Genomic DNA, 21,189 nt, shown 5'->3' with positions numbered 1-21,189 from the left:
TCAAGTCCGGCTGGAGACTGCCGATAATCTCCAGCAGGACTCGTGTCTGAAAGTATAAAAGGAACCCCCATGTCCAGTTTGATCAACAGCGCCATGAGTGGCCTCAGTGCGGCACAGGCTGCGCTGAATACCGCCAGTAATAACATTTCAAGCTACAACGTGACGGGCTACACCCGTCAGACGACGGTGCTGAGTGCCTCAAACAGCACGCTGACGGGCGGCGGTTGGATTGGCAACGGCGTGTATGTCTCCGGGGTACAGCGAGAATATGATGCATTCATTACCAACCAGCTGCGCACCGCGCAGAACCAGAGCAGCGCCCTGACCACGCGCTACCAGCAGATGTCCAAAATCGACGACATTCTGTCTGGCAGCAGCAACAGCCTGGCCACCACCATGCAGGACTTCTTCAGCAGCCTGCAGACTCTGGTCAGCAACGCCGAAGATCCGGCTGCGCGCCAGACGGTGCTGGGCAAGGCCGATGGCCTGGTGAACCAGTTCAAGGTGAACGATCAGTATCTGCGCGATCAGGATAAGCAGATCAACACCGCGATCGGCACCAGCGTTGAGCAGATCAACAATTACGCCAAACAAATTGCCAACCTCAACGATCAGATTTCCCGTCTGACCGGCGTAGGCGCGGGCGCGTCCCCGAACAACCTGCTCGATCAGCGCGACCAGCTTGTGAGCGAGCTGAACCAGATCGTGGGCGTTGAAGTCTCCGTTCAGGACAGCGGCACCTATAACGTCTCCTTCGGTAACGGCTACAACCTGGTTCAGGGCAGCACCGCCAACCAGCTGGCGGCCGTGAAATCCAGCGCCGATCCGTCCCGTACCACGGTAGCCTTTGTTGACGGCACCTCGGGCCCGGTCGAGATCCCGGAAAAACTGCTTACCAGCGGTTCTCTGGGCGGCATGATGACCTTCCGCACCGAAGAGCTCGACGCGGCACGCAATACCCTCAACCAGCTGGCGCTCTCCTTCGCTAACGCAATGAATACCCAGCATGAAAAGGGCTTTGATGCAGCAGGCGATCCCGGCGGTAAACTGTTCGATATCGGTTCCCCGGCGGTACTGGCTAACAGCAAAAACAGCGGTACGGCCTCCGTCACTGCGGCCATTAATGTGGCTGACAGCGCCAAAGTACAGGCTACAGACTACAAGATGGAGTTTGATGGCTCCGCCTGGAAGATTACTCGTCTCTCCGATAAAACCACCGTCACCCCAACCGACGACGGCAAGGGTAACTTAACCTTCGATGGCCTGACGGTCAGCGTATCGGGCGCGGCGAAGAACAAAGACAGCTTTATCGTTAAGCCTGTCGCCAATGCCATCGTCAATATGGATCTGGCGATCAGCGACGAGTCAAAACTGGCGCTGGCCTCTGACGCCACCGGCGGTGAAAGTGATAACCGCAACGGCCAGGCGCTGCTGGATTTGCAGAACAGCAAAGTGGTCGGCGGCAACAAAACCTTTAACGATGCCTATGCCTCGCTGGTCAGTACCGTCGGCAGCAAAACCGCGACGCTGAAAACCAGCAGCACCACCCAGGCAAACGTGACGACGCAGCTGAGCAATCAGCAGCAGTCGATCTCCGGCGTTAACCTCGACGAAGAGTACGGCAACCTGCAGCGCTACCAGCAGTACTACCTGGCCAATGCCCAGGTGCTGCAAACCGCCAGCACGCTCTTCGACGCGTTAATTAATATTCGCTAAGGCTGAGGTGAACGATGCGTATTAGCACCCAGATGATGTACCAGCAGAACATGCGCGGGATCACCGATTCCCAGAGCAAGTGGCTGAGTTACGGTGAGCAGATGTCCACCGGCAAACGCGTTAACCGTCCGTCTGACGACCCCATTGCCGCGTCGCAGGCGGTGGTGCTGTCGCAGGCCCAGGCGCAGAACAGCCAGTTTACGCTGGCCCGCTCTTTTGCCTCCCAGCGAGTAGGGCTGGAGGAGAGCGTTTTGGGTCAGGTGACCACGGCGCTGCAATCAGCGCAGGATAAAATTGTCTATGCCGGTAACGGCTCCCTGAGTGACAACGACCGTAGCTCCATTGCTACCGACCTGCAGGGTATCCGCGATCAGCTGGTGAACCTGGCAAACAGCACCGACGGTAACGGACGCTATATTTTCGCCGGTTATAAAACGGACGCTGCGGCTTTCGACCAGGCCACGGGTACCTATAACGGCGGTGACACGCCTATCCGGCAGCAGGTTGATTCCGCGCGTAACATGCAGATCAGCCATACCGGCAGTGAAGTGTTTGAATCCTTCACCAGTAACGCAGCGCCAGAGCCGGACGGCTCAACCCCGGAAACCAATCTGTTCAAGATCCTGGATAATGCGATTGCAGCCCTGAAAACGCCGGTCAGCGGCGATCAGGACAAGACGGATCAGCTGAATCTGGATATCGATAAGGCCAACCGCGGTCTGCGTAACTCCCTTGATAACGTGCTGACCGTGCGCGCTGACCTGGGGACTAAGCTGACCGAACTCGATGCACTGGATACGCTGGGCAGCGATCGTGCGTTAGGCCAGACCCAGCAGATGAGCGATCTTATTGACGTAGACTGGAACGCTGCAATTTCGTCCTACACCATGCAGCAGGCGGCGCTTCAGGCATCCTATAAAGCGTTCAGCGATATGCAGGGTATGTCGCTGTTCCAGATGAATAAATAACTGACTTGACCTTTAGAACATGGCTTGAAACTGGTTATGTTCTCTGTGCCCAATCCGTTTTGCGGATTGGGCATTTTTTTTCAGGAATTCTGCACGGCTGATGGGGTTGAGCGGACGTTCCCGGTCATACGAATAACCAGCGCCACACCGGCTGTCATCGTCGCCAGGGCAATCACGCCCGGCCAACCGGCCAGGGTATACAGCTGGCTACCCAGCGCTGAACCCAACGCCATGCCGATAAACACGCCGGTGAAGAGCAGGGCGTTCAGGCGACCACGCGCCTGCGGCTCGAGGCTGTAAACCAGGTTCTGGTGGGCCACCAGGCTTGACTGCAGACCGAGATCAAAGCCCACAGCGGCAACGGCAATCAGGATCAGCTGGCCATGTACGCCTAAAGCAGGCATTAAAAACATCAGGGCGAAGGAGACAGTCACCAGTGCCGCACCCAGTTGGGTGACTTTACCCGCGCCCAGTTTATCGGCCAGACCACCCGCCAGCGGCGCAGCCAGAGCACCTGCGGCACCGGCAATACCGTATCCTCCGGCTACCGCGCTGCCAAGCCCATAATGTTCCATCAGCATGACCGCCAGGTCGACCAGAAGGCGCTAAAGGCAATGGAGAGGAAACCCTGAGCCAGCGCGGCGCGGCGCAGGGCCGGGTAGCGGCGCCACAGATGCGCCATGGAACGCATTAGTTCCGGATAACGCAGGTTCGACGGCACCGCGAAACGGGGCAGAATGAACCACATCACGGCGGCGAGGATCGCAATGCTGCCCGCAGCCAGCTGATACATCACGCGCCAGCCAAAGGCTTCCCCTACCACGCCGCTCACCGTACGGGAGAGCAGGATCCCCAGCAACAGGCCGGTCATCACCGTACCGACGGTTTTGCCCTGTTTGCCCTGAGGCGCAAGAATTGCCGCAGCCGGGACGATATCCTGCGCCATGGTGGCGGTCATACCAATCAGCAGGCTGACCAGCAGCAGGGAGTGGATCTGCCCCGTCAGGCTACAGGCCAGAAGCAGCAGCGCCAGGGCGACGCTTTTCACCACTATCAGGGTGCGACGGTCGTAGCGATCGCCGAGCGGCAGCAGGAACAGGATCCCAAGTGCATAACCTGCCTGGGTGAGAGTTGGCACCATTCCCATCCCTTCAACGCTGAGATGCAAATCCGAGCCCATCAGCGGCAGCAGCGGCTGAGCATAATAGATGGCGGCGACGCTAAATCCTGCGCCGATGGCGAGGATAAAAATGACCCAGCGGCTGACGGCTGGGGTTAAGGAGCTGGTGTTCATATGCGATTCCTCATTTCGGGTGTGTCGCTATTCTTTATCAGCCCGCCTTGCGGTGGTAGCCAGCCCAGTGATAAAACACTTATACGTATAACGTATAACCGTGACGATAATGAAACGTTCAGAACGTATAGACAGGGTAGAGTTAATGCGGACCTTTGTACGCATCGTCGAAACCGGCTCTCTTTCCGCTGCCGCCGTGCAGATGGCTACCAGCCAGGCCACAGTCAGCCGCCGACTGCAGTCGCTGGAGATGCTGCTCGGCGCGCGCCTGATCCTGCGAACAACCCATGCCATGAAGCTGACCGATGACGGCGAACGCTGCTATCAACATGCCCGGCGGGTGATCGACAGCTGGCATGCGCTGGAAGATGAAGTGGGGCAGACGGAAGATGAACCGGTGGGGGTGCTCCGGGTGAGGGCACCGCATGCCTTCGGTCAGGAGCAGTTGCTGGAGCCACTCACGCAGTTTTTGCTGCGTTATCCCCGGCTGAACGTGGAGTGGATGCTCAACGATCGCTCGGCTGATTTTTTAAGTGACAATATCGACTGCGCTATTCGGGTCGGGGCGGAGATCGACCCGGCCACGGTGTCGGTCCTGCTGGCCGAAGTGCCGCGCTGCATTGTGGCATCCCCGGAATTGCTTGCACGCTTTACCCCTGTGGAGAAGCCCGAAGATCTCTCCGCGCTGCCCTGGGTGGCCCTCAATACGTTTTATCGTCAGCATGTAGAGTTGTTCAGCGCGGGGACATCACAACCGCTGCGGGTGGCTATCTCGCCTCGATTAAGTACCGACAGCCTGTACGTGGCGCGTAAAAGCGCACTCACCGGGCTGGGCGTTGCTGTGGTCTCGAGCTGGACGGTCGAAGCGGATATCCGCGAGGGCAGGCTGGTGCATCTCCTGCCGGACTGGCAGCCGGCCGCGCTGCCGGTTCATCTGGTCTACCCGTGGTCACGCTATTATCCGGCGCGACTGCGTCGTTTTCTGGAGATGATGAGAGAGGTGATGCCTGAAATTGCGGGAATGCGCAGGCCTGAGCAGATGCAATAAAAAAGCCGACCCGAAGGTCGGCTTTTACGCTTAAGCGGGCTTATTCAGCCGGCTGTGGGCGCGTGGCTGGCGCAGTGGCCTGATGCGTAGCGCTATGACCGCCTGCAGAGCCTTTACCGTCAAACTCAAATGCCGGACGTACCCAGTCGCTGTGACGCGGTGCTTCCGCAACATATTCCGGTGCCGGAGCACGGGTCATTGGGGCAGTGGCGTGATGCGCTTTAGCGTGAACCTGCGCGGCTGGCGCCGGTTTCACCTCAGGTTCTGGTTTCACTTCTGGCGCTTTTACTTCCGCGACTTCAGTGTCTTCAGGTTCCACTTCAGCAACCTCAACCGGTTCAACATCGATTTCGATTTCAGGTTGAACTTCAGTTTCCACTTCAACTTCCACGACCGGCTGTGGCTCGGCTGCAACCTCGGTGGTTTCAGCCGGTTCAGCAGCGGCAGCTTCTTCCACAACCTGCTCTGCGACAACCTCGTCTTCAGGGGTGACGATCTGCGGTTGTTCAGTCACAGGCACAGCAATCACTTCCGGATGAGACGTTTCAACTTCAGCAACCTGCGGCTCAGGGATCGCAACGGCAGCGGCCTCAGTAATCGCCTCAACGGCGGCTGGCGCAACAGGGGCTACCGTTTCTGCAGCAACGTTCTGCTCTTCAAACTGTGGCTCCTGAGGACGGGCAACCGGATAACGGATCCAGGCTTTACCTGATGCCATCTCTGGTGACGCACAGGCAATAGCCAGCGGCATTGGAGACTGCAGCGGATAACGCTCGTCACGATAACGGCGGCGACGCTGACCGCTCACGCGCAGGTGACGCGGGGAGCGACGTGAACGACGCGGCATGCCGGCGTTTTCACGGCCTTCGCCGTTCTCTTCCTGCTCAGGTGCGTTTTCGATAACGGCAGGCAGGTCAACTTTTGCCAGCTCGGTGCTCTGGGCTGGTTCAGCCGGAGGTGCGACCGCTTCAACCGCTGCCTCTTCAGTCTGAGACTCGAAGCGCACTTTCTGGTTCAGCTGACGCTGCTTACGGCGTGGCATGACCTGAACGCGTTCTTCCTGTTCAGCATCCTGCACGGTCTCTTCTTCGCGATTAAGCGCTTTGACTTCCTGCTGGGCCTGGCGCTTGTCATCATTACGACGACGGTTACGCTCACGGCGCGGCTGCTGCTCATCACGCTGTCTGCCTTTATCAGACTCTTCGCTGACCGGCTGGCGAATTTCACGATCTTCCGCGTTCTGCTGCGGCTTCTCACGGCGGTTGCGACGGTTGTCGTCACGCCCTTCACGGCGCTCACGACCCTCACGGTTGTCGCGATTATCGCGATTGTCACGACCTTCGTTGCTGTCTGAACGGTTATCGCGGCGCTCGGTGCGGTCTCGACGGTTGTTCTGACGTTTACGACGATCCGGTGAACGCTCCTGTTTCTCTTCTTTCTTCTCAACCGGCGCCGGGGCTGGCTGCGGCTCTTCGCCTGCAAACATTTTTTCAGCGCGCTGAAGAAGCGGCTCAGCAGGCCTGGCTGCTCAGTCGGCTGGCTGGCTTCTGCCGCCGGTTTGGCTGCAGCAGGCTTAGCCGCAACGGTCTCCTGCGCTGGCGCAGGTGGCGCTTCAGGCATCACGAATGCCGCAAGAGCAGGTTGCTCAGGCAGCTTACGCTCTGAGTACTCTTCCTCAGACGGCAGCGCCATCTCTTCTTCATGCAGCTTCGGCAGCATGTAGCTCAGGGTGGACGTCTCTTCACCTTTGCGCACGCGCAGCACGGAATAGTGCGGGGTTTGCATCTGGTCGTTAGGGACGATCACGCAGCGTACGCCGCTCAAACGGGATTCGATTGCGCTTACCGCTGCACGTTTTTCGTTCAGCAGGTAGGAGGCAACCGGCACAGGCACAATGGCGTGAACTTCTTTGGTGTTCTCTTTCAGCGCTTCTTCTTCGATGAGACGCAGGATAGAGAGCGCCAGCGATTCGTTGTCACGCACGGTACCGGTGCCGCTACAGCGTGGGCAGACGTGGTGGCTGGATTCGCCGAGCGACGGGCTCAGACGCTGACGGGACATCTCCAGCAGGCCAAAACGGGAGATATGGCTGATCTGGATACGGGCACGATCCTGACGCACCGCTTCACGCAGGCGGTTTTCCACCGCGCGCTGGTGACGTACTGGCGTCATGTCGATGAAGTCGATAACGATCAGGCCGCCGAGGTCACGCAGACGCAGCTGACGCGCAATTTCATCTGCCGCTTCCAGATTGGTGTTAAACGCCGTCTCTTCGATATCGCCGCCGCGGGTTGCACGTGCGGAGTTGATGTCGATGGCGGTCAGCGCTTCGGTGCTGTCGATAACGATAGAGCCGCCGGATGGCAGACGGACTTCACGCTGGAAGGCGGATTCAATCTGCGATTCGATCTGGTAGTGGCTGAACAGCGGGATCTCACCGGTGTACAGTTTGATTTTGCTGGTGAAATCCGGACGACCCAGGGCTGCGATGTGCTGGCGAGCCAGCTCAAGCACTTTAGGATTATCAATCAGAATTTCGCCGATGTCCTGACGCAGATAGTCGCGGAAGGCACGTACAATAACGTTACTTTCCTGGTGGATCAGGAACGGAGCAGGGCGACTTTCAGCGGCTTTCTGGATCGCTTCCCAGTGCTTCAGGCGGAAGCCCAGGTCCCACTGCAGGGCTTCGGCAGATTTGCCAACGCCTGCGGTACGGACAATCAGGCCCATGCCGTCCGGCAGCTCAAGGCTTGCCAGCGCTTCTTTCAGCTCGGTACGGTCGTCGCCTTCGATACGGCGAGAGATACCACCCGCGCGCGGGTTGTTAGGCATCAGAACGAGGTAGCTGCCTGCCAGGCTGATAAAGGTTGTTAGTGCCGCGCCTTTGTTGCCGCGCTCTTCTTTATCAATCTGGACAATAACTTCCTGACCTTCACGCAGAACATCTTTGATGTTTGGACGGCCATGGGCGTTATAGTTGGAAGGGAAGTACTCGCGAGCGATCTCTTTCAGCGGGAGGAAACCATGACGCTCGGCACCGTAATCGACAAATGCGGCTTCAAGGCTGGGTTCAATGCGGGTGATTTTGCCTTTGTAAATGTTCGCTTTTTTCTGTTCGTGTCCAGGACTTTCGATATCCAGATCGTACAGACGCTGCCCATCCACAAGGGCGACACGCAACTCTTCTTGCTGAGTTGCGTTGATTAACATTCTTTTCATCGTAACTTACTCATTATTCTTACATTGACGACTAAGCTGCGGGCAAGGTGACGCTTTCCGGGGTATGAACCGATGGCCTCGTGTCTATTCACGTCGCCAACCTCACGGTTGTCGCTCGCTTAAGAGGCGCAAAGTGTCGGTTGCCTGTATTTCATACGGAAATACAGCGCGATTATCAGGGGAATAGCCTGGGTAAAACTCTCCAGAGAAGATTCCATTTACCGGTAAGTACTGCAACCCGCAGCCCGCTAACTGTCTGAAAGATCAATACGTCTTACGCCATTGCTGCGTGGATGATCGGTCAGACAAAATTGGTCATTCCGTCGATATCCTTACAAAACCCGGATTTAACGCGGAAAACAGCAGCATTATTCCATTGCTAACCGGGTTATAGCAAGATGACTTTTACCAATTATCACCCGGTTACTCACAGTTTTTTCACTTCTCTGACGTGATTGGTTTAATAACCATCAAATCGATTGCGTGAATGAAACACCGTCCGGGTAAAGGTAAATATAAGCACAGAAAAATGAGTGGCGCTATTGGCTGCCGATAATTAGAATCGCCCCCCATGAAAACAGAGACTCCAGCCGTAAAAATGGTTGCCATTACCGATGATGAAGCGGGGCAACGCATCGACAACTTTTTTGCGCACCCAATTGAAGGGTGTGCCGAAAAGTATGATTTATCGCATCCTGCGTAAGGGTGAAGTGCGTGTGAATAAGAAGCGCATCAAACCTGAATACAAACTTGAAGCAGGTGATGAAGTCCGCATTCCACCCGTTCGCGTCGCCGAGCGGGAAGAAGAGGCGGTATCGCCGCATCTGAATAAAGTTGCTGCGCTTGCGGATGTGATTTTATATGAAGACGATCATATCCTGGTGCTCAACAAACCGTCCGGTACCGCAGTACACGGCGGCAGCGGACTGAGCTTCGGCGTCATTGAAGGCCTGCGCGCGCTGCGTCCGGAAGCCCGCTTCCTTGAGCTGGTTCATCGCCTTGACCGCGACACCTCTGGCGTACTGCTGGTGGCGAAAAAGCGTTCGGCGCTGCGTTCGCTGCATGAACAGCTGCGTGAGAAAGGGATGCAGAAGGATTACCTCGCGCTGGTGCGCGGCCAGTGGCAATCCCATGTCAAAGTAGTGCAGGCACCGCTGCTGAAAAACATTCTGCAGAGCGGCGAGCGAATTGTCCGCGTGAGCCAGGAAGGCAAGCCGTCAGAAACACGCTTCAAAGTTGAAGAGCGTTATGAATTCGCCACCCTGGTACGCTGCAGCCCGGTCACCGGTCGTACCCATCAGATCCGTGTTCATACTCTGCATGCGGGTCATCCTATCGCTTTCGACGATCGCTATGGCGACCGGGAATTTGATAAGCAGCTGGCCGGTACGGGGTTATCTCGTCTGTTCCTGCATGCCGCCGCGCTGAAGTTTACCCATCCGGGTACCGGCGAGGTCATACGTATCGAAGCCCCGATGGACGAGCAGCTGAAACGCTGTCTTAAAGTTCTGCGTGGTTGATTGCCCGGCGGCGCTGCGCTTGCTCGGACCTACGGTTTTGTAGGCCGGGTAAGCGCAGCGCCACCCGGCGTAAATTACGCCATCAACGGGTTGCAGTGCTCGCGACGCAGCATCTGACACAGCGCAATCAGCGGTAATCCCACTAGCGTGTTCGGGTCACGCCCGTCCAGCCTGTCGAATAGCGCAATCCCCAGTCCTTCGCTCTTAAAGCTGCCCGCGCAGTTTAATGGACGCTCTTTGCGGACGTAATCTTCAATCTCCTGTTCACTAAGATGGCGGAAATGAACATCAAAGGGCTCGCATTCCGTCTGCAGATGGCCCGTAGCGCTGTTATAGAGGGCGAGGCCAGTATAGAAGGTCACAATACTGCCGCGGGCTTTCAGCAGCTGCTGGCGCGCATTCTCTTCGGTGTGCGGTTTTCCGGTGATAATCCCATCAAGGACGCAAACCTGATCGGAACCTATAATAAGATGGTCAGGAAATCGCGCAGCCAGGCTTTTCGCTTTTTCCTGCGCCAGACGTACCACCAGATGCCGTGGCGATTCACCGGGTTGTGGGCTTTCATCCACGTCCGGCGCGGCGCATTCAAAGGGTACGCCAAGTTTTTCCAGCAGCATGCGGCGGTAGGGCGAAGTCGAGGCGAGGATCAGATTTGGCATATTTTTTTCACCAGATATAGCGTATCGATGCCAGCCATTTTAAACTACGGGCCGCAATGTGTGCGAATAATTGGCAAAAGGCAGCCTGAGGTTGCCTTTTTCTTTGACTCTATGACGTTACAAAGTTAATATGCGCGCCCTATGCAAAAGGTAAAATTACCCCTGACTCTTGATCCGGTTCGTACGGCTCAAAAACGCCTTGATTACGAAGGTATCTATACTCGTGAACAGGCTGAGCGTATCGCCGAATCCGTAGTCAGTGTGGACAGTGATGTGGAATGCTCCATGTCGTTCGAAATCGATCCCCAGCGCCTTGCCGTTATTACCGGTGATGCAAAGGTGTCGGTCACGCTCGAGTGTCAGCGTTGCGGGAAACCGTTCCCACTTCATGTTCACACAACATATTGTTTCAGTCCGGTTCGTTCAGACGAACAGGCTGAAGCACTCCCGGAAGCGTATGAGCCGATTGAGGTTAACGAATTCGGTGAAATCGATCTGCTGGCGCTGGTTGAAGATGAAATCATCCTCACCTTGCCTGTAGTTCCGGTGCATGATTCTGAACACTGTGAAGTGTCCGAGGCGGACATGGTCTTTGGGGAACTGCCTGATGAAGCGCAAAAACCAAACCCATTTGCCGTATTAGCCAGCTTAAAGCGTAAGTAATTAAGGAGTAAGGTCCATGGCCGTACAACAGAATAAACCAACCCGTTCCAAACGTGGCATGCGTCGTTCCCATGACGCGCTGACTGCAGTTACCAGCCTGTCTGTAGACAAGACTTCTGGTGAGAAACACCTGCGTCACCACATCACTGCTGACGGTTTCTACCGCGGCCGCAAGGTTATCACTAAGTAATCACGCGTTTGCGTGATTAGGCTTAGTGAGGGTTTCCCCGTGCAAGCGGGGATATACCGAACCAGGCTGCGACGATACCTTGACACGTCTAACCCTGGCGTTAGATGTCATGGGGGGAGATTTTGGCCCTTCCGTGACAGTGCCTGCAGCATTGCAGGCACTGAACTCTAATTCGCAACTCACTCTCCTTTTAGTCGGCAATCCCGACGCTATCACGCCATTACTCGCAAAAGCTGACTTCGAACAACGTTCGCGTCTGCAGATTATTCCTGCGCAGTCAGTTATTGCCAGTGATGTCCGGGCCTCACAGGCGATCCGCAGCAGTCGCGGAAGCTCGATGCGCATTGCGCTGGAACTGGTAAAAGAAGGACGCGCGCAGGCGTGCGTCAGCGCCGGAAATACCGGCGCGCTGATGGGGCTGGCAAAATTACTGCTCAAACCGATTGATGGTATTGAGCGCCCGGCGCTGGTGACGGTTCTGCCGCATCAGCAAAAGGGCAAAACGGTGGTGCTGGATTTAGGCGCTAACGTTGACTGCGACAGTGTTATGCTCGCGCAGTTTGCCGTTATGGGCTCGGTGCTGGCAGAAGAGGTCGTCGGGATTTCGCATCCTCGCGTTGCCTTGCTGAATATTGGCGAGGAAGAGACTAAAGGTCTCGACAGCATCCGCGAGGCGTCCGAGAGGCTAAAAAATGAGCCATCCATAAACTATATTGGATATCTCGAAGCCAACGAATTATTGACCGGAAAAACGGATGTCCTGGTGTGTGACGGGTTTACAGGAAACGTTACATTAAAAACCATGGAAGGGGTGGTGAGAATGTTTCTTTCTCTGCTTAAATCGCAGGGAGAGGGTAAAAAACGGTCATGGTGGCTGATTATATTGAAGCGTTGGTTACAAAAGAGCCTGGCGCGGCGATTCAGTCACCTCAACCCCGACCAGTATAATGGCGCCTGTCTGTTAGGATTGCGCGGCATTGTGATTAAGAGTCACGGTGCGGCCAATCAGCGAGCCTTTACCGTCGCGATTGAACAGGCAGTGCAGGCGGTGCAGCGACAAGTCCCACAGCGGATTGCCGCTCGCCTGGGATCTGTATTAGCAAAAAGTGACTGAGCGTACATGTATACGAAGATTTTAGGTACCGGCAGCTATCTGCCAAAGCAAGTGCGAACCAACGCCGATCTGGAAAAAATGGTCGATACCTCTGACGAGTGGATCGTCACACGTACAGGTATCCGCGAACGTCGTATTGCCGCGCCAGATGAAACAGTTTCCACCATGGGCTATGAAGCCGCCCAGCGCGCGCTGGAGATGGCGGGTGTCGATAAAGAAGACATCGGCCTGATTATCGTTGCGACCACCTCAGCCACGCATGCTTTTCCAAGCGCGGCGTGCCAGGTTCAGAACATGCTGGGGATCAAAGGCTGCCCGGCGTTTGACGTTGCCGCTGCGTGCGCAGGCTTTACCTATGCGCTGAGCATTGCCGATCAATACGTGAAATCCGGTGCCGTGAAGCATGCGCTGGTTATCGGGGCTGACGTGCTGGCTCGCACCTGCGATCCAAACGATCGCGGGACGATCATTATTTTTGGTGATGGCGCGGGTGCGGTCCTGTTAGGACAATCTGAAGAGCCGGGCATCATCTCCACGCATCTCCACGCGGACGGCCGCTACGGTGAGCTGTTAACGCTGCCAAACGCGGATCGTGTTAACCCGGACAGCGCCATCTACCTGACCATGGCCGGTAACGAAGTCTTTAAAGTGGCCGTGACCGAGCTCGCGCACATCGTTGACGAGACGCTGGAAGCCAATAATCTGGAGCGCTCCGCTCTCGATTGGCTGGTGCCGCACCAGGCTAACCTGCGTATTATCAGCGCCACAGCTAAAAAGCTCGGCATGTCTATGGATAACGTTGTGGTGACGCTCGATCGTCATGGCAATACGTCTGCAGCATCAGTACCGTGCGCGTTTGACGAAGCGGTGCGCGATGGACGAATTCAACGAGGCCAACTGGTCTTGCTCGAAGCCTTCGGTGGCGGTTTCACCTGGGGCTCTGCGCTGGTTCGTTTCTAGAAAAAGGATAAAAAATGACGCAATTTGCTTTTGTATTCCCAGGTCAGGGTTCTCAGGCCGTTGGAATGTTGTCTGTATTAGCGGAACAGTATCCGGTTATCGAAGAGACTTTTCGTGAAGCTTCTGATGCGCTGGGCTACGATCTGTGGGCGCTGACCCAGCAAGGGCCAGCCGAAGAGCTGAATAAAACCTGGCAGACGCAGCCAGCACTGCTGACCGCATCGGTCGCACTGTGGCGCGTGTGGCAGCAGCAGGGTGGCAAAACCCCAGCGCTGTTGGCCGGTCACAGCCTGGGTGAATACTCAGCGCTGGTTTGCGCGGGTGTGATTGCGTTTGCTGATGCTGTGCGCCTGGTTGAGCTGCGCGGCAAATTCATGCAGGAAGCGGTGCCGGAAGGTACCGGCGGTATGTCAGCGATTATTGGTCTGGATGATGCTGCCATTGCGAAAGCGTGCGAAGAGTCCGCAGAAGGCCAGGTCGTTTCGCCGGTAAACTTCAACTCGCCGGGCCAGGTGGTTATCGCCGGCCATAAAGAAGCGGTTGAGCGTGCAGGCGCAGCCTGTAAAGCCGCTGGCGCGAAACGTGCGCTGCCGCTGCCGGTGAGCGTTCCGTCCCACTGCGCGCTGATGAAGCCTGCTGCGGATAAACTGGCTGTTGAGCTGGAAAAAATCACCTTCAGCGCACCGGCTATTCCGGTGATTAATAACGTTGATGTGAAGTGTGAAACCGCACCAGAGGCCATCCGCCATGCGCTGGTTCGCCAGCTGTACAGCCCGGTTCAGTGGACGAAGACCGTTGAATTCATGGCAGCACAGGGCGTTGAGCACCTGTATGAAGTGGGCCCGGGTAAAGTCCTCACCGGTCTGACCAAACGTATTGTTGATACCCTGACCGCATCGGCGATTAACGAGCCTGAAGCACTGTCAGCGGCACTTGCGCAGTAAGAAGAGGAATATCATGAGCTTTGAAGGAAAAATCGCACTGGTCACTGGCGCAAGTCGTGGTATTGGCCGTGCCATCGCTGAAACCCTCGTCGCGCGCGGCGCGACAGTGATCGGTACCGCGACCAGCGAAAACGGTGCGCAGGCCATCAGTGAATACCTGGGTGCGAACGGTAAAGGTCTGATGTTGAATGTGACCGATCCTGCATCTATCGAATCTGTTCTGGGAAATACTCGCGCAGAATTTGGCGAAGTGGATATTCTGGTCAATAATGCCGGAATCACTCGTGACAACTTACTGATGCGAATGAAAGATGATGAGTGGAACGATATTATCGAAACCAATTTGTCATCTGTGTTCCGTCTGTCAAAAGCGGTAATGCGAGCTATGATGAAGAAGCGTCATGGACGTATTATCACTGTCGGTTCTGTGGTTGGTACCATGGGAAATGCTGGTCAGGCAAACTACGCTGCGGCGAAAGCAGGCCTGATCGGTTTCAGTAAGTCGCTGGCACGTGAAGTTGCGTCCCGCGGAATTACTGTAAACGTTGTTGCTCCGGGCTTTATTGAAACGGACATGACGCGTGCGCTGACCGATGAGCAGCGTGCGGGTACGCTGGCGGCAGTTCCAGCGGGTCGTTTAGGCGACCCTAAAGAAATCGCCAGCGCGGTTGCATTTTTAGCCTCTGACGAAGCGAGTTACATCACTGGTGAGACTCTCCACGTCAATGGCGGGATGTATATGGTTTAACCACGATAGAAAATATTTGCGTTATGAGGGGGAATGGCCTCAAAATAACGTAAAATCGTGGTAAGACCTGCCGGGATTTAGTTGCAAATTTTTCAACATTTTATACACTACGAAAACCATCGCGAAAGCGAGTTTTGATAGGAAATTTAAGAGTATGAGCACTATCGAAGAACGCGTTAAGAAAATTATCGGCGAACAGCTGGGCGTTAAGCAGGAAGAAGTGACCAACAATGCTTCTTTCGTTGAAGACCTGGGCGCAGATTCTCTTGACACCGTTGAGCTGGTAATGGCTCTGGAAGAAGAGTTTGATACTGAGATTCCGGACGAAGAAGCTGAGAAAATCACCACCGTTCAGGCTGCCATTGATTACATCAACGGTCACCAGGCGTAAGTGAGCATCTCCAGGCGGTCATTCGACCGCCTGTGTTTTTCTTTTGTAGTCCCTCGATTTTCTTTTTTTATCCCTCCCTGGAGGACAAGCGTGTCTAAGCGTCGTGTAGTTGTGACCGGACTTGGCATGTTATCTCCTGTCGGCAATACCGTAGAGTCCACCTGGAACGCTCTCCTTGCCGGTCAGAGTGGCATTAGCCTAATCGACCATTTCGATACTAGCGCCTATGCAACGAAATTTGCTGGCTTAGTAAAGGATTTTAACTGTGAAGAGATCATCTCGCGCAAAGAACAGCGCAAGATGGATGCCTTCATTCAATATGGAATTGTCGCTGGCGTTCAGGCCATGCAGGATTCTGGCCTTGAAATTACGGAAGAGAACGCAACCCGTATCGGCGCCGCTATCGGCTCCGGGATTGGCGGTCTTGGCCTGATTGAGGAAAACCATACCTCTCTGGTGAATGGTGGTCCGCGTAAAATCAGCCCGTTCTTCGTTCCGTCAACGATTGTTAACATGGTGGCAGGTCACCTGACCATCATGTTCGGCCTGCGTGGCCCAAGCATTTCGATTGCCACGGCCTGTACTTCAGGTGTGCATAACATCGGTCAGGCAGCGCGTATGATTGCCTATGGCGATGCTGATGCAATGGTCGCCGGTGGCGCAGAAAAAGCCAGCACCCCGTTGGGCGTGGGCGGTTTCGGCGCAGCGCGTGCCCTGTCTACCCGCAATGATAATCCGCAGGCGGCAAGCCGTCCGTGGGATAAAGACCGTGATGGCTTTGTGCTGGGTGACGGTGCAGGTATGGTCGTACTGGAAGAGTACGAGCATGCGAAGAAACGCGGCGCGAAAATTTATGCAGAAGTTGTCGGCTTCGGCATGAGCAGCGATGCCTATCACATGACCTCTCCACCGGAAAACGGTGCAGGTGCTGCGCTGGCGATGGTTAACGCTATCCGTGACGCGGGTATTGAACCTGGTCAGATCGGTTATGTGAATGCGCACGGCACCTCTACGCCTGCGGGCGATATCGCAGAAGCGCAGGCCGTTAAGTCTGTGTTTGGCGATGCAGCCAGCCGCGTAATGGTCAGCTCCACCAAATCCATGACCGGCCACCTGCTGGGTGCGGCGGGTGCAGTAGAGTCTATCTACTCCATCCTGGCACTGCGCGACCAGGCCGTTCCGCCAACCATCAACCTGGATAACCCGGATGAAGGTTGCGATCTGGACTTCGTTCCACACGAAGCACGCCAGGTCAGCGGAATGGAGTACACCCTGTGTAACTCCTTTGGTTTTGGCGGCACTAACGGCTCTCTGATCTTCAAAAAGATCTGAGGCTGACAGCCGGGGCGATAGTCTTGCTTCCCGGCACACTGATAAAAAAGGTCCGCTTGTCGGGCCTTTTTTATTCGGTTTTCTTCCCTTGTCCCGGGCTCACCTTCCTGCCAGACTATTTGACCATCTTAAAGGAGCCACCATGTTCTTGATAAATGGCATAAAGCAGGCAGTGCTTCCGGCAAATGACCGGGCTATCCAGTTTGGTGACGGATGCTTTACTACGGCGCGCATTGTCGAAGGCAAAGTCTGTTTGCTTAACGCGCATGTGCAACGTTTGCAGACGGCCTGTGAAAGATTGTTCATTCCCTTTGCCCAGTGGGCAGAGTTAGAAAAGGAAATGGCAGAGCAGGCGCTGGGCATCGATCGTGGCGTGCTAAAGGTGATTATCAGCCGGGGAAGCGGCGGCAGGGGATACAGCGCAGCTGGCTGTCTGCATCCGGTTCGCATTCTTTCCGTGTCGGCGTATCCGGCCCATTACGATCGCTGGCGGACCGAGGGGATCGCCCTGGCATTGAGTCCGGTGCGTCTTGGCCGTAATCCGCATCTGGCGGGGATAAAACACCTTAACCGGCTTGAACAGGTGTTGATCCGCTCCCATCTTGAACAGACGGACGCCGACGAGGCGCTGGTCCTTGACAGCGAAGGGTTCATTACGGAATGCTGTGCGGCGAATTTATTCTGGCGGCAGGGTAAGGATGTGTTTACCCCCCGTCTGGATCAGGCGGGCGTCGATGGCCTGATGCGCCAGTTTTGTCTGCGACAGCTGGCACACTCCGCCTTTCGCGTTGTCGAAGTGCAGGCGTGCGAAGCTGCGCTGAAGGATGCCGACGAGATCGTCGTGTGCAATGCGCTGATGCCTGTGGTGCCGGTGCGCCAGTATGGTCCTCACCATTTTTCATCGCGTGAGTTGCACCTGTTTTTAGCCCCTCTGTGTGAGCAAACCAGATAGTCATGAAGAAAATGTTGCGTTTTATTCTCCTCGTCGTTGTCGTGCTGGGCATTGCCGCTGGCGTGGGGATATGGAAGGTTCGCCAGCTGGCGGACAGCAAAATCCTCATCGCGGATGAGACGATATTTACCCTGAAGCCAGGCACCGGACGACTGGCGCTGGGCGAGCAGCTGTATGGCGAAAAGGTCATTAATCGCCCGCGGGTGTTCCAGTGGTTATTACGCGTGCAGCCGGAGCTGTCGCATTTCAAAGCCGGTACTTACCGTTTTACGCCAGGCATGACCGTTAAGGAGATGCTGGAGCTGCTCGAAAGCGGTAAAGAGGCCCAGTTCCCGCTGCGTTTGGTTGAAGGGATGCGCCTGAGCGATTACCTGAAACAGTTACGTGATGCGCCATACATCAAGCACACGCTGTCGGACGACAGCTATGCCGCCGTCGCTGAAGCCCTGAAGTTTGAACATCCTGAATGGGTAGAGGGCTGGTTCTGGCCGGATACCTGGATGTACACGGCGGGCACCACCGATGTGGCGCTGCTGCAGCGTGCGCATAAAAAGATGGTCGAGGCGGTGGAGAAAGCCTGGGAAGGGCGGATGGAAAACCTGCCGTATAAAGATCAAAACCAGTTCGTGACCATGGCGTCTATCGTCGAGAAAGAGACGGCGGTGGCCAGCGAGCGCGATCAGGTGGCGTCGGTGTTTATTAACCGCCTGCGTATCGGCATGCGCTTGCAGACCGACCCAACGGTGATTTACGGGATGGGTGAGAACTACAAGGGCAAGATCTCACGTAAAGACCTCGAAACCCCAACCGATTATAATACCTACGTCATTAGCGGATTACCCCCAGGACCGATTGCCACACCGGGCCAGGCATCGCTGAATGCCGCCGCGCATCCGGCAAAAACGCCGTATCTCTATTTCGTCGCTGACGGAAAGGGTGGACATACTTTTAACACCAATCTTGCCGGTCATAATCGTTCGGTTCAGGACTATCTGAAGGCACTTAAGGAAAAAAATGCGCAGTAACTACATCGTCATTGAGGGGCTGGAAGGCGCCGGGAAAACCACCGCACGCAACGCGGTGGTTGAGACGCTGAAACAGTGTGGCATCGAAGAGATGATCTTCACCCGCGAACCGGGCGGCACACAGCTGGCGGAAAAACTGCGTAGCCTGGTGCTGGACATCAAATCGGTTGGCGACGAAGTGATTACCGACAAAGCCGAAGTCATGATGTTTTACGCTGCCCGTGTTCAGCTGGTTGAAACCGTGATCAAGCCTGCTCTGGCGCGCGGTTGCTGGGTCATCGGCGACCGCCACGATCTCTCCACCCAGGCTTACCAGGGTGGAGGTCGCGGCATTGACCAGAATATGCTCGCCACGCTGCGCGACGCGGTGCTGGGTGATTTCCGCCCGAACCTGACGCTCTATTTAGACGTGACGCCGGAAGTGGGCCTGAAGCGGGCCCGCGCCCGCGGGGAACTGGATCGTATCGAACAGGAGTCGCTGGACTTCTTCAACCGTACCCGCGCCCGTTACCTGGAGTTGGCGGCACAGGACAGTTCAATCCGCACAATCGACGCGACGCAGCCTCTGGAAGCGGTGATGGGGGACATTCGTGCCACCGTTACTGACTGGCTGAAGGAACAACAGGCATGAAATGGTATCCATGGTTGCGCCCGCACTTTGAACAGCTGGTGAACGGCTATCAGTCCGGTCGGGGGCATCATGCGTTACTGATCCAGTCGCTGCCGGGGATGGGGGATGATGCGCTTATCTATGCCATCAGCCGTTTCCTGATGTGCCAGCAGCCGCAGGGGCATAAGAGCTGCGGCCAGTGCCGTAGCTGTCAGCTGATGCAGGCGCAAACCCATCCGGACTATTACGCCCTGGAGCCTGAAAAGGGAAAAACGACCCTTGGCATTGATGCGGTGCGCGGGGTTAGCGAGAAGCTGTACGAACGCGCGCGGCTGGGCGGGGCAAAAGTTGTCTGGCTGAAAGATGCCGCCCAGTTGACCGAAGCGGCCGCCAACGCGCTGTTAAAAACCCTGGAAGAGCCGCCGGAAAATACCTGGTTTCTGATGGCCTGCCGTGAACCGGGGCGATTGCTGCCGACTCTGCGCAGCCGCTGTCGTTTGCATCATCTCAGCGTTCCGCAAGAGGCGTGGGCTATCAGCTGGCTCGCAAGAGAAGTGACAACGTCACAAGAAGCGGCGCTGAGTGCGCTGCGCCTGTGCGGTGGGGCGCCGCCGCGGCGCTGGCCTTGTTGCAGCCTAAAGTCTGGACCCAACGCGAACAGCTTTGTCAGGCGCTCGGGGCGGTGTCAGACAGCGGCGACTGGATGAGCCTGCTGCCGGTACTTAATCATGAGCAGGCGGCAGATCGCCTGCACTGGCTGGCAGCGTTGTTGCTGGATGCGCTTAAAATTCAGCAGGGCGCGACCCTGCTCAGCAATGCCGACGTCTGGCAACTTGTGAATAATCTCGCCCATCGCCTGCCAGGCGTGGCACTGCGGGCTATTCTTCATGACGTATGCCAGTGTCGCGAACAATTACTCAGCGTAACGGGGCTGAACCGGGAGCTTGTGCTGACCGACCTGTTACTCACTATCGAGCATTACCTGCAACCGGGCACGACGCTGCCTGTATCCCATCTCTGAGAGAGACATTATGTTTTTAGTCGACTCACACTGCCATCTCGATGGCCTGGATTATCAATCCCTGCATAAAAACGTCGATGACGTGCTGGAAAAAGCGGCCGCCCGCGATGTGAAATTTTGTCTGGCGGTCGCCACGACGTTGCCCGGCTATCGCACCATGCGCGAACTGGTGGGCGTGCGTGACAACGTGGTTTTCTCCTGCGGCGTGCATCCCCTGAACCAGGATGAAGCCTATGACGTCGAGGATTTACGCCGTCTGGCGGCGGAAGAGGGCGTGGTGGCGATGGGCGAAACCGGGCTGGATTATTTTTACACCCCGGAAACGAAAGACCGCCAGCAGACGTCCTTCCGCGACCATATCCGCATTGGCCGGGAGCTGAACAAGCCGGTGATTGTCCATACCCGCGATGCCCGGGCCGATACGCTGGCGATCCTGAAAGAAGAAAAGGTGACGGATTGTGGTGGCGTACTACACTGTTTCACAGAAGACAGAGAAACAGCGGGCAAGCTGCTGGATCTGGGTTTTTATATCTCGTTTTCCGGGATCGTAACGTTCCGTAACGCCGAGCAGCTTCGTGACGCTGCGCGGTACGTGCCGCTCGATCGCCTGCTGGTGGAAACAGATTCCCCTTATCTGGCACCGGTGCCGCATCGCGGTAAAGAGAACCAACCCGCGATGGTACGGGATGTGGCCGAGTACATGGCCGTTTTGAAAGGCGTCGACGTTGAAGAACTGGCACGCATTACCACCCACAACTTCGCCAGTCTGTTTCACATCGATCCCTCCCGCCTGCAATCTGCCTGATAAGACAGTT

At 56.2% G+C, this 21,189-nt stretch carries 18 protein-coding genes and 3 pseudogenes; 17 read left to right on the top strand and 4 right to left on the bottom strand.

The genetic code is table 11. The annotated features are described in order from the left end of the window. Positions 1-69 precede the first annotated feature (69 nt). Together flgK and flgL are read left to right on the top strand one after the other, a co-directional pair. Positions 70-1,716 carry a flagellar hook-associated protein FlgK gene (gene flgK, locus K5I40_RS08370; protein ID WP_223074302.1) on the top strand — a complete coding sequence of 549 codons (1,647 nt, stop codon included), beginning with the start codon at positions 70-72 and terminating at the stop codon, positions 1,714-1,716. Between the two features lie 14 nt (positions 1,717-1,730). Beyond that, positions 1,731-2,684, top strand: coding sequence for a flagellar hook-associated protein FlgL (flgL, locus tag K5I40_RS08365; RefSeq protein WP_039028921.1), 954 nt, complete (start codon positions 1,731-1,733; stop codon positions 2,682-2,684). A gap of 80 nt (positions 2,685-2,764) precedes the next feature. Here the strand turns inward: flgL and K5I40_RS08360 are convergent. Beyond that, positions 2,765-3,978 (bottom strand): annotated as a pseudogene (locus K5I40_RS08360) (MFS transporter). Between the two features lie 109 nt (positions 3,979-4,087). On the opposite strand from K5I40_RS08360, the gene K5I40_RS08355 reads away from it, so the two are divergent. After that, entirely contained in the window at positions 4,088-5,026 is a 939-nt protein-coding gene (locus tag K5I40_RS08355; RefSeq protein ID WP_138368633.1) for a LysR family transcriptional regulator, read from the top strand. A 40-nt stretch (positions 5,027-5,066) separates the two neighbouring features. On the opposite strand, the gene K5I40_RS24115 is transcribed toward K5I40_RS08355, so the two are convergent. Beyond that, on the bottom strand, positions 5,067-6,104 hold the full coding sequence (locus K5I40_RS24115; RefSeq protein WP_405023081.1) for a hypothetical protein: 1,038 nt from the start codon (positions 6,102-6,104) through the stop codon (positions 5,067-5,069). Further along, on the bottom strand, positions 6,041-8,245 hold the full coding sequence (gene rne / locus K5I40_RS08350) for a ribonuclease E (RefSeq protein ID WP_405023080.1): 2,205 nt from the start codon (positions 8,243-8,245) through the stop codon (positions 6,041-6,043). Before rne ends, K5I40_RS24115 begins: the two co-directional genes overlap by 64 nt. 571 nt (positions 8,246-8,816) lie before the next feature. Here rne and rluC point away from each other — a divergent pair. Then, positions 8,817-9,765 (top strand): annotated as a pseudogene (gene rluC / locus K5I40_RS08345) (23S rRNA pseudouridine(955/2504/2580) synthase RluC). A gap of 74 nt (positions 9,766-9,839) precedes the next feature. On the opposite strand, the gene K5I40_RS08340 reads toward rluC, so the two are convergent. Beyond that, the gene (locus K5I40_RS08340; RefSeq protein WP_223074301.1) at positions 9,840-10,424 is read right to left on the bottom strand and encodes a nucleoside triphosphate pyrophosphatase; all 585 of its coding nucleotides are present in this window, start codon (positions 10,422-10,424) and stop codon (positions 9,840-9,842) included. Positions 10,425-10,565: 141 nt separating this feature from the next. On the opposite strand from K5I40_RS08340, the gene yceD reads away from it, so the two are divergent. The 13 genes and pseudogenes from yceD (at position 10,566) to K5I40_RS08275 (ending at position 21,179) form a co-directional block, all read left to right on the top strand. Then, positions 10,566-11,087, top strand: a complete 522-nt coding sequence (yceD, locus tag K5I40_RS08335; protein WP_223074300.1) for a 23S rRNA accumulation protein YceD — start codon at positions 10,566-10,568, stop codon at positions 11,085-11,087. Positions 11,088-11,103: 16 nt separating this feature from the next. Next, the gene (gene rpmF / locus K5I40_RS08330) at positions 11,104-11,277 is read left to right on the top strand and encodes a 50S ribosomal protein L32 (protein WP_003857964.1); all 174 of its coding nucleotides are present in this window, start codon (positions 11,104-11,106) and stop codon (positions 11,275-11,277) included. Positions 11,278-11,356: 79 nt separating this feature from the next. Further along, positions 11,357-12,391, top strand: coding sequence for a phosphate acyltransferase PlsX (gene plsX / locus K5I40_RS08325; protein WP_205735732.1), 1,035 nt, complete (start codon positions 11,357-11,359; stop codon positions 12,389-12,391). Between the two features lie 6 nt (positions 12,392-12,397). Continuing rightward, a complete protein-coding gene (locus K5I40_RS08320) occupies positions 12,398-13,351 on the top strand; it encodes a beta-ketoacyl-ACP synthase III (protein ID WP_223074299.1) in 954 nt (317 codons plus the stop codon). Positions 13,352-13,365: 14 nt separating this feature from the next. Continuing rightward, positions 13,366-14,295, top strand: coding sequence for an ACP S-malonyltransferase (gene fabD / locus K5I40_RS08315; protein ID WP_223074298.1), 930 nt, complete (start codon positions 13,366-13,368; stop codon positions 14,293-14,295). Between the two features lie 13 nt (positions 14,296-14,308). Beyond that, entirely contained in the window at positions 14,309-15,043 is a 735-nt protein-coding gene (gene fabG, locus K5I40_RS08310; protein WP_223074297.1) for a 3-oxoacyl-ACP reductase FabG, read from the top strand. 154 nt (positions 15,044-15,197) lie between these two features. Further along, the gene (gene acpP, locus K5I40_RS08305; protein ID WP_000103754.1) at positions 15,198-15,434 is read left to right on the top strand and encodes an acyl carrier protein; all 237 of its coding nucleotides are present in this window, start codon (positions 15,198-15,200) and stop codon (positions 15,432-15,434) included. Positions 15,435-15,524: 90 nt separating this feature from the next. Next, positions 15,525-16,766: a beta-ketoacyl-ACP synthase II gene (gene fabF / locus K5I40_RS08300; RefSeq protein ID WP_223074296.1), complete on the top strand. Its 1,242-nt coding sequence runs from the start codon at positions 15,525-15,527 to the stop codon at positions 16,764-16,766. Positions 16,767-16,908: 142 nt separating this feature from the next. Next, positions 16,909-17,718, top strand: coding sequence for an aminodeoxychorismate lyase (gene pabC, locus K5I40_RS08295; protein WP_223074295.1), 810 nt, complete (start codon positions 16,909-16,911; stop codon positions 17,716-17,718). A 2-nt stretch (positions 17,719-17,720) separates the two neighbouring features. Continuing rightward, complete coding sequence (gene yceG, locus K5I40_RS08290; protein ID WP_223074294.1) at positions 17,721-18,743, top strand: cell division protein YceG; 1,023 nt, start codon at positions 17,721-17,723, stop codon at positions 18,741-18,743. Beyond that, positions 18,733-19,374, top strand: coding sequence for a dTMP kinase (gene tmk / locus K5I40_RS08285; RefSeq protein ID WP_139564765.1), 642 nt, complete (start codon positions 18,733-18,735; stop codon positions 19,372-19,374). Before yceG ends, tmk begins: the two co-directional genes overlap by 11 nt. Beyond that, a pseudogene (holB, locus tag K5I40_RS08280) lies at positions 19,371-20,374 on the top strand (DNA polymerase III subunit delta'). The gene tmk and the pseudogene holB overlap by 4 nt, the downstream one beginning before the upstream one ends. A 10-nt stretch (positions 20,375-20,384) precedes the next feature. Beyond that, positions 20,385-21,179 carry a metal-dependent hydrolase gene (locus K5I40_RS08275; RefSeq protein WP_223074293.1) on the top strand — a complete coding sequence of 265 codons (795 nt, stop codon included), beginning with the start codon at positions 20,385-20,387 and terminating at the stop codon, positions 21,177-21,179. The last annotated feature ends 10 nt before the right edge of the window (positions 21,180-21,189 follow it).

Origin of the sequence: Leclercia sp. LTM14, assembly GCF_023736175.1 — a bacterium.
Lineage (GTDB): Bacteria > Pseudomonadota > Gammaproteobacteria > Enterobacterales > Enterobacteriaceae > Enterobacter > Enterobacter barmai.
This window is presented reverse-complemented; position numbering and strand designations above follow the sequence as displayed.

Bases quoted from the DNA above. Each gene is read 5' to 3' on its own strand.
- flgK (WP_223074302.1), top strand. From the start codon at position 70: ATGTCCAGTTTGATCAACAGCGCCATGAGTGGCCTCAGTGCGGCACAG.
- flgL (WP_039028921.1), top strand. From the start codon at position 1,731: ATGCGTATTAGCACCCAGATGATGTACCAGCAGAACATGCGCGGGATC.
- K5I40_RS08355 (WP_138368633.1), top strand. From the start codon at position 4,088: ATGAAACGTTCAGAACGTATAGACAGGGTAGAGTTAATGCGGACCTTT.
- rne (WP_405023080.1), bottom strand. From the start codon at position 8,245: ATGAAAAGAATGTTAATCAACGCAACTCAGCAAGAAGAGTTGCGTGTC.
- K5I40_RS08340 (WP_223074301.1), bottom strand. From the start codon at position 10,424: ATGCCAAATCTGATCCTCGCCTCGACTTCGCCCTACCGCCGCATGCTG.
- yceD (WP_223074300.1), top strand. From the start codon at position 10,566: ATGCAAAAGGTAAAATTACCCCTGACTCTTGATCCGGTTCGTACGGCT.
- rpmF (WP_003857964.1), top strand. From the start codon at position 11,104: ATGGCCGTACAACAGAATAAACCAACCCGTTCCAAACGTGGCATGCGT.
- K5I40_RS08320 (WP_223074299.1), top strand. From the start codon at position 12,398: ATGTATACGAAGATTTTAGGTACCGGCAGCTATCTGCCAAAGCAAGTG.
- fabD (WP_223074298.1), top strand. From the start codon at position 13,366: ATGACGCAATTTGCTTTTGTATTCCCAGGTCAGGGTTCTCAGGCCGTT.
- fabG (WP_223074297.1), top strand. From the start codon at position 14,309: ATGAGCTTTGAAGGAAAAATCGCACTGGTCACTGGCGCAAGTCGTGGT.
- acpP (WP_000103754.1), top strand. From the start codon at position 15,198: ATGAGCACTATCGAAGAACGCGTTAAGAAAATTATCGGCGAACAGCTG.
- pabC (WP_223074295.1), top strand. From the start codon at position 16,909: ATGTTCTTGATAAATGGCATAAAGCAGGCAGTGCTTCCGGCAAATGAC.
- yceG (WP_223074294.1), top strand. From the start codon at position 17,721: ATGAAGAAAATGTTGCGTTTTATTCTCCTCGTCGTTGTCGTGCTGGGC.
- tmk (WP_139564765.1), top strand. From the start codon at position 18,733: ATGCGCAGTAACTACATCGTCATTGAGGGGCTGGAAGGCGCCGGGAAA.
- K5I40_RS08275 (WP_223074293.1), top strand. From the start codon at position 20,385: ATGTTTTTAGTCGACTCACACTGCCATCTCGATGGCCTGGATTATCAA.